At 74.5% G+C, this 15,925-nt stretch carries 13 protein-coding genes and 1 riboswitch; of the genes, 2 read left to right on the forward strand and 11 right to left on the reverse strand.

What is annotated here, in order from left to right; genetic code table 11:
• Nucleotides 1–49 precede the first annotated feature (49 nt).
• Nucleotides 50–976, forward strand: a complete 927-nt coding sequence (locus tag G6553_RS03940; protein WP_166189367.1) for an alpha/beta hydrolase — start codon at nt 50–52, stop codon at nt 974–976.
• Nucleotides 976–2,202: a PQQ-dependent sugar dehydrogenase gene (locus G6553_RS03945; RefSeq protein ID WP_166189368.1), complete on the forward strand. Its 1,227-nt coding sequence runs from the start codon at nt 976–978 to the stop codon at nt 2,200–2,202. Before G6553_RS03940 ends, G6553_RS03945 begins: the two co-directional genes overlap by 1 nt.
• On the opposite strand, the gene G6553_RS03950 is transcribed toward G6553_RS03945, so the two are convergent.
• The 11 genes from G6553_RS03950 to gatC all read right to left on the reverse strand — a co-directional run bounded on the left by G6553_RS03950 (nt 2,192) and on the right by gatC (nt 15,840).
• A complete protein-coding gene (locus tag G6553_RS03950; protein WP_347565473.1) occupies nt 2,192–3,049 on the reverse strand; it encodes an ECF transporter S component in 858 nt (285 codons plus the stop codon). The genes G6553_RS03945 and G6553_RS03950 overlap by 11 nt on opposite strands.
• Entirely contained in the window at nt 3,046–4,614 is a 1,569-nt protein-coding gene (locus G6553_RS03955; protein WP_166189370.1) for an ABC transporter ATP-binding protein, read from the reverse strand. Before G6553_RS03955 ends, G6553_RS03950 begins: the two co-directional genes overlap by 4 nt.
• Complete coding sequence (locus G6553_RS03960) at nt 4,611–5,702, reverse strand: energy-coupling factor transporter transmembrane component T (protein WP_347565474.1); 1,092 nt, start codon at nt 5,700–5,702, stop codon at nt 4,611–4,613. The genes G6553_RS03955 and G6553_RS03960 overlap by 4 nt, the downstream gene beginning before the upstream one ends.
• Before the next feature lie 29 nt (nt 5,703–5,731).
• The gene (locus G6553_RS03965) at nt 5,732–6,673 is read right to left on the reverse strand and encodes a hypothetical protein (protein ID WP_166189371.1); all 942 of its coding nucleotides are present in this window, start codon (nt 6,671–6,673) and stop codon (nt 5,732–5,734) included.
• Nucleotides 6,673–8,295 (reverse strand): hypothetical protein, encoded by a 1,623-nt coding sequence (locus G6553_RS03970; RefSeq protein WP_166189373.1) that lies wholly within the window; start codon nt 8,293–8,295, stop codon nt 6,673–6,675. The genes G6553_RS03965 and G6553_RS03970 overlap by 1 nt, the downstream gene beginning before the upstream one ends.
• A gap of 79 nt (nt 8,296–8,374) precedes the next feature.
• Nucleotides 8,375–8,540, reverse strand: a riboswitch (cobalamin riboswitch).
• A gap of 69 nt (nt 8,541–8,609) precedes the next feature.
• Nucleotides 8,610–9,971, reverse strand: coding sequence for a phospholipase D-like domain-containing protein (locus G6553_RS03975; protein ID WP_166189374.1), 1,362 nt, complete (start codon nt 9,969–9,971; stop codon nt 8,610–8,612).
• 135 nt (nt 9,972–10,106) lie between these two features.
• Complete coding sequence (locus G6553_RS03980) at nt 10,107–10,853, reverse strand: hypothetical protein (RefSeq protein ID WP_166189376.1); 747 nt, start codon at nt 10,851–10,853, stop codon at nt 10,107–10,109.
• A 52-nt stretch (nt 10,854–10,905) separates the two neighbouring features.
• Nucleotides 10,906–12,288 (reverse strand): phospholipase D-like domain-containing protein, encoded by a 1,383-nt coding sequence (locus G6553_RS03985; RefSeq protein WP_166189378.1) that lies wholly within the window; start codon nt 12,286–12,288, stop codon nt 10,906–10,908.
• A gap of 215 nt (nt 12,289–12,503) precedes the next feature.
• The gene (gatB, locus tag G6553_RS03990; RefSeq protein ID WP_166189380.1) at nt 12,504–14,009 is read right to left on the reverse strand and encodes an Asp-tRNA(Asn)/Glu-tRNA(Gln) amidotransferase subunit GatB; all 1,506 of its coding nucleotides are present in this window, start codon (nt 14,007–14,009) and stop codon (nt 12,504–12,506) included.
• Nucleotides 14,006–15,544, reverse strand: coding sequence for an Asp-tRNA(Asn)/Glu-tRNA(Gln) amidotransferase subunit GatA (gene gatA / locus G6553_RS03995; RefSeq protein ID WP_166189381.1), 1,539 nt, complete (start codon nt 15,542–15,544; stop codon nt 14,006–14,008). The genes gatB and gatA overlap by 4 nt, the downstream gene beginning before the upstream one ends.
• Nucleotides 15,541–15,840 (reverse strand): Asp-tRNA(Asn)/Glu-tRNA(Gln) amidotransferase subunit GatC, encoded by a 300-nt coding sequence (gene gatC / locus G6553_RS04000; protein ID WP_166189383.1) that lies wholly within the window; start codon nt 15,838–15,840, stop codon nt 15,541–15,543. The genes gatA and gatC overlap by 4 nt, the downstream gene beginning before the upstream one ends.
• Between the last annotated feature and the right edge of the window lie 85 nt (nt 15,841–15,925).

Below are 15,925 nucleotides of genomic sequence, written 5' to 3' on the forward strand. Positions count from 1 at the left end.
CCGCCACGACTCCCGCCGCGGGCCGGACCGCTCTGGCACGCTGGAGCGCATGCAGTCGACCGCGCGCCCCGCGCCCGCCGCCACCATCGCGTTCTGCGACGTGCTGTCCGACGACGGCACGCGGCTGCGGGCGTGGACCAACGACCCCGAGGGGCGGATCGAGGGCCCGACGGTGCTGCTGTGCAACGGCCTGGGCACCAACCCCCTGGTCTGGCCGGCGCTGCTCGAGCCCGACTGCGGCGTGCGGGTCGTGTCGTGGAACCACCGCGGCACCGGCGGCTCGGACCGCCCGACCGACCCGGAGGCGTGCGGCGTCGACGAGCTGGTCGAGGACGCGCTGTCGGTGATGGACCACTTCGGGCTCGACAAGGCGGTGGTCATGGGTTGGTCGATCGGCGTCAACACGATGTTCCAGCTCGCGGTCGACCACCCGGAGCGGGTGAGCGCGCTGCTCGCGGTCGCCGGCGTCCCGGGCGACACGTTCGCCACGATGCTCGGTCCGCTGCGACTGCCGCGGGTCGCCGCCCGGGCGGTGACGGTCAACCTCTCCAAGGTCGTCAAGCTCGCCGGCCGTGCGATCACGCCGGTGACGACCCGGCTCCCGATCGGCGACAGGACGATCGCGGTGCTCAGCCACTCCGGCTTCATGTTCCCGGTGGCCGACCCGCAGCTGACCGCCGCGGCGGTCAAGGAGTTCCTCAGCACGCCGATCGACTGGTACTTCCACATGGCGCTCACCACCGCCCAGCACCGCCGCGTCCCGCTGAGCCGGGTCGGCGTGCCGTGCGTCTTCGTCGCGGGCCGCTGGGACGTCCTCGCCGGGGCCCGGCACATGGCCACCGCGGCCGAGCGGGTCGCCGACGGCACCTACGTCGAGCTGCCGGGGTCGCACTTCGTCCAGATGGAGCACCCCGACGAGGTGCACCGCCAGCTGCTCGACCTGGTCGCGCGGGTCTCCGACGAGAAGGTGGCCTGATGGACCGGCCGACGAAGCGGCCGCGCACCCGCCGCACGCTCGCGTCGTACGCCGTGGGCGCGGTGCTGCTGCCGGTCGTCCTGGCCGGCTGTGGCCAGGGCGGCGACGAGGTCGACGTCGACGTGACCGGCACGGCGCCGGCCAGCCCGTCGCCGCAGGCGTCCGAGAGCGCGTCCGGCACCGCGAGCCCCTCGGCCGGCACCGGCCAGGGACGGGGCGAGCGGGTCGAGCTGCCCACCTCCCGGCGACCGAAGGTCGTGGCGACCGCGGTGACCGGGCTCGCGGCGCCCTGGGGGCTGGACTTCTTCGCCGACGGCGACGCGATCGTCACCGAGCGCGACACCACCCGCGTGCTGCGTGTCTCGCCGGACGGCGAGGTGACCGAGCTCGGCACCATCGACGCGGCGGCACCCGAGGGCGAGGCCGGGTTGCTGGGCGTCGCCCTGTCGCCGGGCTTCGAGCAGGACCGGCTCGTCTACCTCTACGTCACCACCGCCGAGGACAACCGGGTGGTGCGCGCCGAGCTGGACGGCGACCGGCTCGGTCCGACGCAGGACGTGCTGACCGGCATCCCGAGCGGCTTCATCCACGACGGCGGCCGGATGCTCTTCGGGCCCGACGGCCACCTCTACGTCTCCACCGGCGAGATCGGCGAGCCCGAGCGCGCGCAGGACCGCGACGACCTCGGCGGCAAGATCCTGCGGATCACGCCCGACGGCGAGCCGGCGCCGGGCAACCCGTTCGGCTCACCGGTGTGGTCCTGGGGGCATCGCAACGTCCAGGGGCTCGCGTTCGACGGCGAGGGCCGGCTGTGGGCCTCGGAGTTCGGCGACAGCACCTGGGACGAGCTCAACCTGGTCGAGAAGGGCGCCAACTACGGCTGGCCCGAGGTCGAGGGCCGCGCCGAGGGGACCATCCAGGGCGGCCCGAGCGAGGAGCTCGTCGACCCGCAGGCGCAGTGGCGCACCGACGAGGCCTCCCCCTCGGGGCTGGCCTACGCCGACGGCCACCTCTACCTCGCCGCGCTCCGCGGCGAGCGGCTCTGGCGCGTCCCGGTCGAGGGCGACGGCGCCGGGGAGCCCGAGGCGTTCCTCGTCGGCGACCACGGCCGGATGCGCACGGTCGCCTTCGCCCCCGACGGGCGGCTGTGGCTGACCACGAGCAACCGCGACGGCCGCGGCGAGCCCGGCGAGGGCGACGACCGGATCCTGGTCCTCAAGCCCTGACAGGCCTCTCGGACCGCACGGTCCCGACCACGGTGGCGCGCCGGGCGGCGCGGCGCAGCGTGGTGAGCACCGCCGGTCCGAGCAGCACGACCGCCACCACGTTGGTGATCGCCCGGACGGTGTCGAAGCTGCCGGTCGAGGTGACCAGCGTGTAGACGAGGAACGTCGTCAGGTTCTCCATCAGCGGCGCGCCCGGCACGAACGCCAGCGACCCCTCGTGTCCGGGGACCTGCACGCCGAGCAGGAACGGCCAGGACGACAGGTTCATCAGCGCGCCGAAGAGGTACGCCGCCACCGCGGCGTACGCCGCCAGCATCGCGATCTCCCAGCGGCCGCGCACGCGGCGCGGCAGCAGCCCGGCGCCCATGCCCATCCACGCCGCGCACATCATCTGGAAGGGCAGCCACGGCCCCACGCCGGCGGTCATCAGCGCCGAGGCGAACAGCGACGTGCAGCCGAGCACGAAGCCGAACCCGGGCCCGAAGACCCGGCCGGCCAGCACCAGCAGGAAGAACACCAGCTCGACCCCGGCCGTCCCCGCCGACACCGCCCGCAGCACCGCCTGGACCGCGCTCAGCACGCCGAGGACCGCCAGCACCCGCGCGTCCAGGCCGCCCTCGGTGAGCTCGGCCAGCACCACGGCGACCACGACCGGCAGCAGGGCCAGGAACAGGAACGGCGGGTCGACCCGGGCGTCGTCGGGGACCTGGAGCAGCAACGGCCAGCCGAGCATCATCAGGCCCGCCAGCGACGCGACCGTCAGCACGACCGCCGAGCGGCGTGAGACACGCACGGCGCTGGTCGTCGGGCTGGTCGTCGGGCTGGTCGTCGGGCTGGTCCCGCTCACGCCGACTCCAGCGCGGCCGCGACCTCGTCGACCCGCAGCCACGGCGGACCCAGCACCTTGGCGACCTGCGGCGCGAACGACGGCGACTCGGCGAGCACCCGGTGCGCGGGCCCGGACGAGACGACCTCCCCCTCGGCGAGGACGACCACCGCGTCGGCCGCCTGGGCGACGAACTCGACGTCGTGCGTGGCGACCAGCACCGCGTGCCCGTCCGCGGCGAGCCGCCGGAGCGTGCCGGCGAGGACCTTCTTCGCCGCGTAGTCCAGCCCGCGGGTCGGCTCGTCGAGCAGCAGCACCTGCGGCCGCGCCGCCAGCACGAGCGAGAGCGCGAGCGCCAGCCGCTGGCCCTCGGACAGGTCGCGCGGATGGGCGTCGTCGGGCACGTCAGGGACCAGCGAGGCCAGGATTGCCCGGGTCTCCGGGCCGCCGGCGGCGCACTCCTCGGCGACCGTCTCGAGGTAGAGCAGGTCGGCCGCGTCCTGCGGCAGCAACCCGACCGCTGCGCGCCGCTCCGCCGGCTCGAGCCGCGCCGGGTCCTGGCCGCCGACGTCGACGCTGCCGGTGCGCCGCTTCCGGCTGCCCTGCAACGCCCAGAGCAGCGAGGACTTCCCCGCGCCGTTGCGCCCCATGAGCGCGGTCACGCAGCCGCCGTCGAGGTCGAGGTCGACCTCGCGCAACGCCGTCGTGCGGCCGTGCACGACGGTGAGCGACCGCGCGCCGAGGAGGGGTACGCCGACGGGCTGGGGCCGCGGCTCGGGTGCGGCGAGGTGGAGCGTCCGGGCGCGGCGGCGCGCGTCGCGCACGCTGAGCGGCAGCGGGTGCCAGTCGGCGAGCCGGCCGAGCTCGACGATCGGCGGGACGACCGGCGAGGTCTCGAGCAGCTTGGCGGTCGGCCCGACGCGGACCGACCCGGAGCCGTCGAGCACGACCATCCGGTCCGCGAACGGCACGACCCGCTCGAGCCGGTGCTCGGCGAGCAGCACCGAGACGCCGAGGTCGTGGACCAGGCGGGTCAGCGTGGCCAGCACCTCCTCGGCCGCGGTCGGGTCGAGCGCGCTGGTCGGCTCGTCGAGCACGAGCAGCCGGGGGTGCATGGTCAGCACCGCGCCGATGGCGACCCGCTGCTGCTGGCCGCCGGAGAGGGTCCGCAGGTCGCGGTCGCGCAGGGCGGCGATGCCCAGCAGGTCGAGGGTCTCCTCGACGCGTCGGCGCATGGTCTCCGGCGGCAGGCCGAGCTGCTCCATGCCGTAGGCGAGCTCCTCCTCGACCGTGTCGGTGACGAAGCCGGCCGCCGGGTCCTGACCGACGTACCCGACGACGTGCGCGCGGTCGCGCGGGGCCGCGTGGACCACGCTGGCGCCGTCGAGCAGCACGTCGCCGCTCAGCACGCCGCCGGAGAAACGCGGCACCAGGCCGGTGACCACGCCGAGCAGCGTGGACTTGCCGACGCCGGTCGGTCCGCTGACGAGGACCAGCTCGCCCTCCTCGATCTCGAGGTCGACGGCGTCCAGCACCGGCGGCGCGCCCTGGGCGTACCGGAAGCAGATGTCGCGCAGCTCGATCACGCCGTCACCATCCTCGGCTCGGGGGCGACGAGCGCCGGGAGCGCCCCGACCAGCACGCCGACCAGCAGGGCGAGGCTGATCTCCGGCACGCGGGTGAGGTCGGGGTAGGCGATGGTCAGCTGGGCGCGAGCAGCCCACACGCCGACCGCGCCGACGACGACCCCGGAGCCGACGACGGCGAGCTCGGGCCAGCGCCAGGGGTCGGGGCGGTAGCGCGAGCGTTGGACGCGGCGGCCGGCGGACGCCAGGCCGGCGACGGCCGCGGCGAGGCCGAGCACCAGCATCGGGACGGCCAGCACGCGCGGCGCGGTCTGGTCGAGGACGCCGTAGACCCCGACGCAGATGCCCCCGAGGCCGACGAGCAGGAACGCGCCGGTCGTCCACCGCTCCCGGCGGGTCTGCCCGGGCGCGCGGCCGTAGCCACGGGCGTCCATGCCGGCGGCCAGCGCCAGCGAGCGCTCGAGGGCGTCCTCGAGGACCGGCACGAGCACGCGGCGCAGCCCGCGGACCCGCCGCTCCTCCCCCGCCCGCAGCTGCTGCGCGGCGCGGACGCGCCGGACGCTGTCGGCCAGCTGCGGCAGCACGGACACCGCCACGACGAGCGCGGTGCCGACCTCGTGCAGCGCCGGCGGCACCGAGCGCAGCAGCCGCTTGGGGTTCGCCAGGGCGTTGGCGGCGCCGACGCAGACGATGATCGTCGCGAGCCGCAGCCCGTCGTACACCCCGCCCAGCAGGCCCTCGCGCGACAGCGGGCCGAGCAGGGTGATGCCCAGGACCCAGTCGGGCAGCGGGACCTCGGGCAGGTCGAGCAGGACCGTGCCCGGGTAGGTGCCGCCGAAGACGATCCGGAACACCACCCGGAGCACGAGCACCAGGAGGGCGAGCCACAGGTAGAGCCGGAACGACGCCGCCCACGGCTGGTCCGAGCGCCGGGCCACGACCACCAGGGTCGCGACGGCGAGCAGCAGGCCGAGGACCAGCGGGTTGGTGGTCGACGAGGCCGCCGCCGCCAGCCCGATCGCCCAGGCGTACCACGCGACCGGGTGCAGGTCGCGCGGCAGCCGCGCCGCGCGGGCCCGGCTGCGCACGCTGCTCGCCCTCGCGGCCACCGTCCCGGTCACGACGCCGACGTGCTCCGTCTGCGCAGGACGACCGCGCCCCCGGCACCCAGCAGGAGCACCACGAGGACGAGCGGCACCCACGCCGGGAGGCCGCCGTCGGCGGGGTCGGCCCCCTCGGTGCTCGACGAGGTCGCCAGGGTCTCCGGGTCGGCCTCGGCGCTCACCGTCACGGCCGGCTCGTCGCTCCCCTCGTCGCGGTCGGCGCGGCGGTCCTTCTTCCGCGCGCCGTCGCCCTTGGCCCGGTCGCCCGTGGCCTGCTTGCCGTCGGCACGGGCCGGCGCGGGCTCCGCCCGTCCCTCCGCGGCCGACGGCGACGCCGAGGGGCCAGCCGTGGAGCTCGCCTGCGGAGCGGCCGGGGCCGTGCCCGACGTGCCGGCGCCACCCGAGCCCCCGGTTCCGCCGCCCGTGGCGGCCGGCGGCTTCGTCGCACCCGCGGTGGGGCTGGGCGAGGCGGCCGGTGCGCGGTGCGGCGCGGGCGTGGCGCTCGGCGGGCTCTTGGTCGACGAGCCCTGCCAGGAGAAGGCGACGTACGCCCCGTCGGGCACCGTCAGGCCACCGGCGCCGAGCGAGGAGTAGACCCAGGAGCCGGACTTCCCGTCGGACCAGTAGAGCGCCCAGTAGGCGTCGGCCGGCGCCGCGTTCACGCACGGGTCGCTGGTCGGGACGCCGGCGACGCGGCAGACGAAGCCGGGGTCGCGCTGGGCGTAGGTCAGCGGGAAGCCCGCCGCGGAGAAGATCGCGGCCGCGCTGTCCCCGCCACCCCCGGCGACGCAGACCTGCTGCACCCCGCCGCCGAGCTCGTTGCGGTCCACCACGGCGGTCACGCCGGTGCTGCCGGCGCACGCGGCGGCGTACGACGGGGTGGGCGCGGCGACCGCCCCGCCCGCCGCGACCACGAGGGTCGCGGCGGCGAGACGGGCCAGCAGGCCGCGCAGCATCAGCGGGTCACCCGGTACGCCGCGGTCCCCTTGCGGTTGCCGAACTGGCCCTTCACGACGACCTTCGTGCGACCGTTGCCGGTCGCCTTGAAGCGGCTGGTGAAGCGGCCCTTCGCGTTGGCCTGGCCGGTGTCGACGCGGCGGCCGCCGACGACGACCCGGACCGGCTCGGCGGGCGCGAGGCCGCGGACCTCGACCACCTGGTTCACGCCGCGGCGCACGGCGCTCTTCTTGGCGCGGACGGTCAACTTCGTCGCGCCCAGGGCGCGGTAGCGGGCGGTGCCGACGACGCCGTCCGCGTCGCTGACGGTCACGGTGCGGGTGCCGGCGGCCTTCGGGAGGCGGACGCGGAGCACGGCCTCGCCGGCGACGTCAGCCGGGACGGAGGCGGTCGCGCCGGCGACCGAGGCGCACAGCCACTCGCCCGGCGCGGCGCCGGTGACGCCGGGGCTCACGCGGCTGCCGGCCTTGACGTAGTCCGGCGTCGCGAGGACGTTCGCCTCGCCGGCGGCCGGGGCCCACTGGAGCGCCGGCAGCGCCTGCGCCGTGGCACGGAGGTACTGCCCCTCGGTGGCGGCCGTGATGCCGTCCTTGCGGGCGGCGGTGACGGCGCCGTCGTCGTACGCCACGGCGCCGAGGTCGGCGGGCCGGAACGGGGTGCAGGTCCCGACGTTGGTCAGCTGGTGGGCGCGCAGCCAGGCCGCGGCCTTCGCGGCCGGCGCCTCGCGGCTGGCGAGCCCCAACGCCCAGCCTGCGAGGCCGGTGCTGTTGGCGTTGGGGGTCTCGATCTGGTCGTCCGCGCCGAAGGCGCCGTCGGCGCGCTGCACCGAGGCCAGCCAGGTGGTCGCGCGGTCGACGGCGGCGGCGATGGCGGCCTGGTCGGCGTCGTCGCGGGCGAGCAGGTTGACCACCGCCGTGGCGGTGGCGTCCACGCTCGGCTCGGCGTCCGCCGCGCCGTCGCAGGTCTGGTCCGCGGCGTCGGGGGCGGAGAACGCCTGGCGGAAGAAGCCGGCCTTGCACTGCTGGTCGAGCAGGAAGTCGGTGGCGGTGGCCGCCTCCGGGCTGCCGGCCGCGGCGAGCCCGCGGGCGGCGAAGGACTGGCCCAAGGTGTTGGCGTAGTCGCCGTAGGTGCTGACGTCGGCGGTCCGGCCGGTGGATTCGTCGGTGACGGACTCGACCCGGGTGACCAGGTCGACGCCGCCGAACGACTCCGGGTCACCACCGGTCGCGGTGGCGAGGGCGAGGGCCTTGCCCGCCGCGCCGGCGTACGTGCTCCCGGCGTCGCCGAACGCCTCGCCGGAGATGTATCCGTCCAGGCCCGCGGCCACGGCGTCCCGGACCGCGGTCACGGCCGCGTCCTGCCCGCCGACCTCCTGGAGGGCCAGGGCGGCGTCGATGGAGAGGCCGTAGTCGGTGCTCTGGAACTCGCCGGCCTGGTAGGTCAGGAGGCCGTCCTCGAGCTGGCCGGCCAGCCAGGACGCGGAGGCGGAGGCGGGCGCCGGGTCGGCGCCGGGGACCGGTGCGGCGGACGCCGCTCCGGGGGCGGCGACCAGGCCGGCCGCCCCGAGGGCGGTGACGGCGAGCAGCGCGACGGTGCTGCGCGCGAGGGTGGGCTTGTGCACGGTGGTCCTTCCCGCTGTGCCAACGGGAGGGCTGCGACCGGGGACCCGGCGTGGCCACCCGCTGCGTTCCTCGACAGCGTGTGATCAGGCGTCTCGCAGCAGGTGCTCCGGCTCGCCGCGCGGTCCCGGTGGTGCTCGTGTGGTGCTGGGACCGTCGGCCTACGGTTGCGGGTCAGCGCCGGACTCGGACCGGCTTCCCCTGGTGGCGGACGATGTGGATGTCGACGGCAGCCTACTGCACCTCGGACCGGTCGCCCCCTGGCCGACCGGTGAGGCCGGACACGGCCGGGCCGGCCCGGGTGCGCCCCGGAGGCTCAGCCGGCCTGGAGCTTGGCGTAGGGGTCGACGCCGTTGATCCGCGTGCCGAGCGGCAGGTGCTCGGGGAGCTCGACCGGCGCCGTCTGGTCCGCCTGGTCGGTCCGGGTCGTCGGGCGACCGGCGACCGGACGGCTGCGCGGCGGCGGGTTCCGGAAGAGCCGCTCGATGAACGCGTTGTACTTCTGCATCGGCCCCTTGTGCTGGAGCCGGATCAGGACCTCGTCGCTCGGCAGCGCCGCCGGCGACCAGTTGGCGGACCCGTTGAGGGTCATGGTCGCGCTGCGGTCCTTCCCGTAGCGGCCGCGGACGGTGAGCACCTTGGTGTGCAGGTAGCGGTCGTAGACGCCGTCGCCGTTGAAGTCCTGGGTGATCTGGCGCAGCGGCACGGGGCGGGGACCCTCACGGCGCAGGATGCGGAGCACCTCGTTGCCGGCGACGGCGTACACGATCTTCACGTTGCAGCCGGAGTTCTGCTTGCGCCGCACGGCCCAGGCGATCTTCTTGCCGCGCTCGCCGTGCCAGGAGGTCATCGAGATGCGGATCTTGGTGCGGCCGTTGGCGGTGTTGCGCGCGCCCTTGCAGGAGATCTTCGACATCTCCTTGAGCACCGGGTCGCCCTTCGTGCCGGACCCGCGCCACGGGTAGACCATCGTGGTCAGGCCCTTGCCGTAGGACTTGTGGCGGTAGCCCTGCTTGACGTTCTTGTCGCGCCACATCTGGTTGAAGACGACGCGCATCTCCTGGTAGACCGCCTTGCGGCCGACCACGGTGTACATGTCGTTCCACTGGCCGTGCGCGGCCAGGTCGGTGGCGTTGAACGAGCCGTTCATGACCACCCAGCGGGCCTTGCCGGCCTGGCTGAAGAGGAAGAACTTCGAGTGCGCGATGCCGCCCGGGCCGCGGCAGGCGCTCACGCACTTGCGCAGCCCGCTGCGCAGGTAGGGCTTGCGCGAGTCGTTGCCCTTCCCCAGCTCCCGCTGCAGGCGGTTGACGCCGCGGTTGGGGTTGTCGGGGTTCGCGTTGAGCCGGTCCATGACCACCTTGACGCCGACCTTGCGCTTGTGGTGCGCGCGGACGAGGGCGTCGACGATGTCGTCGCTGCGGATGTTCCAGCTCGCGATGCGGATCTGGCCCCCACGCGGCACCGCGTCGATGGATCGGATCACGTGCCCGATGACCATCCGACGGGCCTCGCGGTCACCGAGCGGGTTGTTGGTGCGGACGCCCGACGGCGGCGTGTACTTCGCGTGCGCCGGCACGGCCAGGGGGCCCGCCAGGAGCGCCAGGACTGCGACGACGGCGGTCAGCATGCCCCGGGCCGGGGCGCGGGCAGGGAGGACGGACGAGCGGTTGTTCATCGACGAGGCACCCCGGGAATCGGCTCGGTCGTGGGGACGAAGGCTGCGCCACGACCGTAACAAGCGGGTCCGCCCCCGGCCGGGACCGGGCTCGCCCGGGCCCGTCGCCGGTTGCCTCTCGTGCGTGGTCGGGGCTCAGCCGGCGACGACGGTGACCACGCAGTTGCGCAGGACGTCGAGCGGGTCGCGCGCGCCGACGTAGGTGATGCGTCCTGGAGGGCCGCCCAGCGTGGCGCAGAAGATGTCGTCCCGGACGCCGTCGTCCGTGGCGATCACCTCGTTGTCGCCCTCCTCGCCGTAGACCTCGTCCGCCCCGTCCCCTGGTCGGATCACGTCGTCGCCCTCGTCGCCGGTGACCTGGTCGCCGCCCGGACCGGCGTCGATGACGTCCTCGCCCTTGTCACCGTCGAGCTCGTCGTCGCCGGGCCCGCCGGTCACCCGGTCGTCGCCCGGACCGCCCTGCGGATGGTCGTTGCCGACACCACCGGCGACCACGTCGTCGCCGTCGCTGCCGTGCAGCCAGTCGTTCCCACCGCCGCCGAGCACCCGGTCCGCGCCGGGCCCGGCCAGGACCCGGTCCGCGTCGCCCATCCCCCGCAGCAGGTCCGCCCCCGGACCGCCGTTCAGCCGGTCCTCCCCCGTCCCTCCCGCACCGGTGTCGTCGCCGGCGTTGAGCGTCACCACGTCGTTCCCCGCCCTGGCGCCCACGTGGTCGTCGCCGGCCTTCGCCTTGATCGAGTCGGCCGACCCGGTGCCGACGAGCCGGTCGTCGCCGGGCGTGCCCGCAATCGCCCGGTCCAGCGGGCCCGCGGCGCCGGCTCCCGCCCCGGCGGCCAGCAGCGCGGTGGTGGCGGCGACCAGGGACAGCCGGGGTGCGCGCATGCGGCCACGGTACGCCGCGGGGCTCAGGCCGGGCCCCGGCTCGCGGGCAGCGTCAGTGCGGCTCGATCTCGGCGTACGGGTCGATCATCCCGAGCCGCCGGCCCAGCACCGGTGCGATGAGGCCGGTGTCCGGCGGGTTCCGGTAGAGCTTCTCGATCCGCCGGTTGTAGGCCTTCAGCACCGGCGCGCGGCGGATCCGCAGCACGGCCTCGTCGCTGTTGAGCACGGCCGGGGACCAGTTCGCGGAGCCGTTGACGACGACGGACGCGCGCCGGCTGTCGCGGTAGCGGCCCTTGATGGTGAGGACCTTCATGTGGAGGTAGCGGTCGTAGACGCCGTCGCCGTCGAAGTCCTGCACGACCTGCTGGAGCCGCACCGGCCGCCGGCCCTCGCGACGCAGGATCCGCAGCACCTCGTTGCCCATGACGGCGTAGACGATCTTCACGTCGCAGCCGTTGTTCTGCATCCGGCGCACCCGCCACGCGAGCTGGGTGCCGCGCTCGCCGAACCAGCTGGTCATCGCGATCCGGATCTTGGTGCGGCCGCTGGTGGTGTTGCGGGCGCCGCGGCACCGGACCGCCCGCAGCTCGCTGAGCGCGGGGTCGACCCGCTTGGCCCGCCGGCCGGCGTACGGGTAGAAGAACGCGGTCACCGGTCCGACCCGGGTGCGGGTGTAGGCGTTGCGGACCGGCTTGTCGCGCCACATCTCGGCGAAGGTGCTGCGGAAGGCGGCGTACACCCGCGGCTTGCCGCGCACGACGTACATGTCGTTCCACTGGTTGCTCGAGGCCAGGTCGGTGGCGTTGAACGAGCCGTTCATGACCACCCAGCGGGCCCTGCCGCTGCGGCTGAAGAGGAAGAACTTCGAGTGCGAGATGCCGGTCGTGCCGCGGCAGGAGCTCCGGCACGACTTCACGTGGCTGCGCCGCGCCGGCCGCCGGAGCTTGTTGCCGTTGACCGACAGCTCGTGAACCAGACGGCGCACGCCCGGGTTCGGGTCGCCCTTGGTGCCGAGGTTGCCGCGGGACATGATCAGCCGCACCGTGACGTCGCGGCGGTGCGCCGAGGCCAACGCCCGGGTGATGCCGGCGTTGCGGACGTTCCAGCTCGCGATCCGGATCTCGCCACGCGGCGGGGTGTGGTCGATCGCCTTGATCACCTGGCGCACGATCCGCCGACGCGCCTGCCGGTTGCCGAGCGGGTTGTTGAACAGCACCCCCGCCCGCGGCTTCCAGCCCTTCCCCCGGCGGGCGAGCGGCGCCGTCGCGAGGGTCGAGCTCGACGCGGCCGCGCTCGACGCGGCGGCGGCCGGGGACGCGGCGTACGCCGCGGTGCCGAGCGGCACCATGCCGACCAGCGTCACGGTGAGCGTGAGGACCAGGGCGAGGACCGTGCTCAGCGCGAGCAGACCCCCGGTACGGCGGACGACGGGCACGACACTCCTGACGGCGAGCGAGACGAAGCGGTCCCCACGACCGCCGCCCTCAGGCTACGGGTTCGTCACTCTCGTCCCATGCGTCACACGCCGAGGCGGCCGCCGGGTCGCCAGGTTTGTCGGGGCCCCGATGGACCTGCCGGTCCCCCGACGAAGTTCCGTCGGGGGACCGTGAGGTTCATCGGCGCCCCGATGAACCTCACGACTGCCGCGACCTAGGTGAGCTTCTCCAGGATCAGCTCGCGGACGCGACCGGCGTCGGCCTGGCCGCGCATCTCCTTCATCACGGCACCGATCAAGGCGCCGGCGGCCGCCACCTTGCCGTCGCGGATCTTGTCGGCGACGTCGGGGTTGGCGGCGATGGCGTTGTCGACGGCGGTCGAGAGCGCGCCCTCGTCGGAGACGATCGCGAGCCCGCGCTTCTCGACGACCTCGTCGGGCGTGCCCTCGCCGGCGAGCAGGCCGTCGAAGACCTGGCGGGCCAGCTTGTCGTTGATCGCACCGGAGTCGACGAGCGCCTGGACGCGGGCGACGTCGAGCGGCGAGACGCCCAGGCCCGCGAGCTCGGTGCCGGCCTCGTTGGCGCGGCGGGCCAGCTCGGAGAGCCACCACTTGCGGGCGGCCTGCGGGGTGGCGCCGGCGGCGATGGTCTCCTCGACCAGGCCGAGCGCACCCGCACCGACGGTGTCGCGCATCTCGAGGTCGGAGAAGCCCCACTCGGCCTGGAGCCGCGCCCGCTTCTGGGTCGGGTTCTCCGGCAGCGTGCCGCGCAGCTCCTCCACCCACTCCCGCGAGGGGGCGACGGGGACGAGGTCGGGCTCCGGGAAGTACCGGTAGTCCTCGGCGTCGGACTTCTCCCGGCCACTCGTGGTGATGCCGGTGTCCTCGTGCCAGTGGCGCGTCTCCTGCAGGATCGAGCCGCCGCCGGAGAGGATCGCGCCGTGGCGCTGCATCTCGTAGCGCACGGCCCGCTCGACCGAGCGCAGCGAGTTGACGTTCTTGGTCTCCGTGCGGGTGCCGAGCAGACCGGAGTCCTTCGGCGCGAGCGAGAGGTTCACGTCCGCGCGGATCGAGCCCTGGTCCATCCGGGCGTCCGAGACGCCGAGCGCGACGATCAGCTCGCGCAGCTGCGCGACGTACGCCTTGGCGATCTCGGGCGCCTTCTCCCCCGCCCCGCGGATCGGCTTGGTGACGATCTCGATGAGGGGGATGCCGGCGCGGTTGTAGTCGACCAGCGAGTACTCCGCGCCGTGGATGCGGCCGGTGGCACCGCCGACGTGCAGCGACTTGCCGGTGTCCTCCTCCATGTGCGCGCGCTCGATCTCGACGCGGAAGGTCTCCCCGTCCACGTCGACGTCCATGAAGCCCTCGAACGCGATCGGCTCGTCGTACTGCGAGGTCTGGAAGTTCTTCGGCATGTCCGGGTAGAAGTAGTTCTTCCGGGCGAACCGGCACCACTCCGCGATGTCGCAGTTGAGCGCCAGACCGATCCGGATCGCCGACTCCACGGCCTTGCCGTTGACGACCGGCATCGCCCCCGGAAGCCCCAGGCAGGTGGGGCAGACCTGGGTGTTCGGCTCGGCGCCGAACTCGGTGGGGCAGCCGCAGAACATCTTCGAGGCGGTGTTGAGCTCGACGTGGACCTCCAGGCCGAGCGCAGGGTCGTACGCCGCCAGCACGTCGTCCCAGGGCAGCAGCGCCTCGCGGGTGCTCGTGCTCATCGGGTTCCTCCTTCGAGGGTCGGGGCCTTCGCCAGCAGCGGGCCGCCCCACTGCTCGTGCAGTGCGGCCTCCAGCGCGGCGCCGACCCGGTAGAGCCGGTCGTCGGCCAGCGCGGGGGCCAGCACCTGGAAGCCGGCCGGCAGGCCGTCCTCGTCGGCGAGGCCGCTGGGCAGCGAGATGCCCGGCACGCCGGCGAGGTTGGCGGGGATGGTGGCGAGGTCGTTGAGGTACATCGCCAGCGGGTCGTCGAGCTTCTCGCCCAGCTTGAACGCCGTGGTCGGCGCGGTCGGCGAGACCAGCACGTCGGCCTGCTCGAAGGCCGCCGCGAAGTCGCGGCTGATCAGCGTGCGCACCTTCTGCGCCTGGCCGTAGTAGGCGTCGTAGTAGCCGCTGGACAGCGCGTAGGTGCCGAGGATGATCCGGCGCTTGACCTCGTCGCCGAAGCCCGCGTCACGGGTGGCGCGCATGACCTCCTCGGCGCTCGGGTTGTCGACGCCCTCGGGCAGCACGCGGAGGCCGTAGCGCATCGCGTCGAACTTGGCGAGGTTGCTGGACGCCTCGCACGGCATGACCAGGTAGTAGGTCGCCAGCGCGTGCACGAAGCTCGGGCAGGAGACCTCGACGACCTCGGCGCCCGCCTTGACCAGCAGCTCGACGGCCTCGGTGAACCGCGCCTGCACGCCGGCCTGGTAGCCCTCGCCCTGCAGCTCCTTGATGACGCCGACCCGCAGCCCGGGGAGGTCGCCGGAGGCACCCTGCTCGGCCGCGGCGACGAGCGCCGGCAGCGGCTGGTCGACGCTGGTGGAGTCGAACGGGTCGTGCCCGCCGATGACCTCGTGCAGCAGCGCGGAGTCGAGCACCGTGCGGGTGACCGGGCCGACCTGGTCGAGGCTGTTGGCCATGGCGACCAGGCCGTAGCGGGAGACGCCGCCGTACGTCGGCTTCACTCCGACCGTGCCGGTGACCGCGCCGGGCTGGCGGATCGAGCCACCGGTGTCGGTGCCGAGCGCGAGCGGCGCCTCGAAGGCCGCGACGGCCGCGGCCGAGCCGCCGCCGGAGCCGCCCGGGATCCGGTCGAGGTCCCACGGGTTGCGGGTCGGGCCGTACGCCGAGTGCTCGGTCGAGCTGCCCATGGCGAACTCGTCCATGTTGGTCTTGCCGAGGATCGGCAGGCCGGCGTCCTTGATCCGCTTGACGACGGTGGCGTCGTACGGCGGGAGCCAGCCCTCGAGGATCTTCGAGCCGCAGGTCGTGGGCATGCCGACGGTGGTCAGCACGTCCTTGACCGCGACGGGTACGCCGTCCAGGCGCGAGGCGGGCGCGCCGGCGGCGCGGCGGGCGTCGGACTCGGCGGCCTGCGCGAGCGCGGCCTCGGCGTCGACGTGCAGGAACGCGTGCACGTCGCCGTCCACGGCGGCGATGCGGTCCAGGTGGGCCTGGGTGAGCGCGACCGAGGTGGTCTCGCCGGCGGCGAGGGCATCGGCGAGCTGGGCCGCGGTGCGGGTCTCGGGGCTGCTCCCCTGGGCGGCGCTCACTGCTCGTCCCCCAGGATCCGCGGCACGGCGAAGCGCTGCTGCTCGACGGCGGGGGCCATCGCGAGCGCCTCCTCCGGGGCCAGCGACGGGGTGACCACGTCGTCGCGGAAGACGTTGGTCAGCGGCAGCGGGTGGGAGGTCGGCGGCACGTCGTCGCCAGCGGCACCGCTGATCGAGGCGACCGACTCGAGGATGACCGACAGCTGCGGCGCGAGGTGGTCGAGCTCGGCGGCGTCCAGGTCGATCCGGGCGAGGTTCGCCAGGTGCGCGACCTCGTCACGCGTTATCTCAGGCATGGGGTCGATCTTAGGAGCCCGTCTCGTTTGCCCGGTCGCCGGTCGGGCACCGGAAGGTTGAAGGTTGAACTGATTCCTCTCGGAC

The organism is Nocardioides sp. IC4_145 (assembly GCF_011250565.1).
GTDB lineage: Bacteria > Actinomycetota > Actinomycetes > Propionibacteriales > Nocardioidaceae > Nocardioides.